The organism is Pueribacillus theae (genome assembly GCF_003097615.1).
In the GTDB taxonomy this organism is placed as follows: domain Bacteria; phylum Bacillota; class Bacilli; order Bacillales; family UBA6769; genus Pueribacillus; species Pueribacillus theae.
This window is the reverse complement of the sequence record NZ_QCZG01000094.1, coordinates 1-1,971: the sequence shown is the minus strand read 5'-3', so window position 1 is coordinate 1,971 and position 1,971 is coordinate 1. Positions and strand designations below refer to the sequence as shown.

Below are 1,971 nucleotides of genomic sequence, written 5' to 3'. Positions count from 1 at the left end.
ATCCATAGTTTTGCACTTGAATTATAAATCCATTTAGCCTAAAGCACTGGTATATCTATCGTTACAGGCTATTTTTATTTTATTTTTTATGATAATTTATATAGCGAATTATAGCGAAGTAGACTATAATGGTTATATATTCCAATTGGGGGTTAATCTCATGTACCTCAAAAAAACACGGCAAAAAAGTGGCCGTATCTATTTATCCATTGTTGATGGCTATTACGATAAAGAAAAAGGACACTCCAGAACCGTCACCATTGAGAAGGTCGGTTATTTGGATGAATTGGAAAAACAATATGACGATCCAATTGCTTATTTCAACGAGCGCGTGCAGGAATTGAAAAAGAAAAAGGCGGAACGAACAACCCCTGTCTCCATGGCGTTTTCCCATGATGAAAAACTAACAAGTGATCATCCTTACCGAAAAAACTTTGGTTACGCTGTGCTTAGTCACATCTATTATGAGCTTGAAATTGATAAGTTTCTTCTCTCGAAACAGCGTGGTTCAAAAATCGACTTTAGCAGTAATGACATTATGAAATTGCTTGTCTTTTCGAGACTCCTTTATCCAGCTTCGAAGAAAAAAACCTTTGAAAACCGATCATTATATTTCGAAAAGCAAAGTTACTCGCTCGATGATGTTTATCGCTCATTATCGTTCTTTTATAAACATAGTTCCGCCTTACAAGCACAACTCAACGATCGCATTAAAGAGCTGTACGGACGTCGTACCGATCTTGTCTACTATGACGTAACGAATTATTACTTCGAGACCGACACCCTCGATGATTTAAGAAAAAAAGGCGTATCCAAAGAGCACCGCCCCAATCCGATTGTGCAAATGGGGTTATTTATCGATAACCAAGGGATTCCCATCACGTTCGAGTTGTTCCCAGGCAATACAAATGATTGTCTCACGTTCCGACCGGGTCTTTCTCGAATTCAAAAGGAATATAATCTCGGTAAAATCATCGTTGTTGCCGATAAAGGCATGACCACTGGAGATAACATCCATTACACCCTGTCAGGAAAACATGGGTATGTGTTTAGTCTGTCTGTGCGGGGTGCCAATCAAGCGTTCAAGCAATATGTGATGGATGAAAATGGCTATACATGGTACGGGAAAGAGTACAAAAGAAAATCACGCCTTACTCCTCGAACCATTCAGGTCACCTCAAGAAACGGGAAAAAATTGAAAAAGGTAGTCGATGAAAAACAAGTGATTTTCTACAGTGAAAAATATGCAAAAAAAGCAAAAGCGGATCGCGAAAAAACCATTGCCAAAGCAATGGATATTATCGGGAGTCCCGGCAAATATTCGCGGGCGACCTCCTATGGTGCTTCCGGTTATATAAAAGATATACAGTTTGATAAAGAGACAGGGGAGATTGTTTCGCCACAAAAGAGGCTGGAACTCGACGCAGAAAAAATAAAGGCAGAGGAAGCCCTTGATGGCTACTATGCGATTGTCACGAGTGAATACAAAGAATCCGACGATCACATCATCGATATGTATCGAGGGTTGTGGCGTATCGAAGAATCTTTTCGTGTAACGAAAAGCGATTTGGAAGCACGCCCTGTTTATGTTTCAAGAGAAGAACATATTCAGGCGCATTTTCTAACGTGTTTCATCGCGCTTACAATTGCAAGAATTATTGAATACAAGTTGGACCACAAGTACAGTATTGGACGTATCCTGGAAAGTCTTTCAAAATCAGAATGCACACACATGAAACGAAACTACTACTTGTTTGATTACTTTGATGATGTTCTTAATGATATTGGCTCTGTTTTTCACATTGATTTTTCGAAAAGAGTTCGCTCTCTTGGGGAAATAAAAAAAATTTTCGCTACCACAAAAAAAGGGTAAAATTCGCTATGATTTTCTGCAAAAAAGTAAAGGCCGTAAACCCTTATATACCAAAGGATTACGGCTGTTTTTTGTCCAATTGAACTGCAAAAGTCAGG

At 39.0% G+C, this 1,971-nt stretch carries 1 protein-coding gene; it reads left to right on the top strand.

Features of this window, described 5'->3' with window-relative positions; genetic code table 11:
* The first annotated feature begins 160 nt into the window (after positions 1–160).
* Positions 161–1,873, top strand: coding sequence for an IS1634 family transposase (locus DCC39_RS18725; protein ID WP_116556396.1), 1,713 nt, complete (start codon positions 161–163; stop codon positions 1,871–1,873).
* The last annotated feature ends 98 nt before the right edge of the window (positions 1,874–1,971 follow it).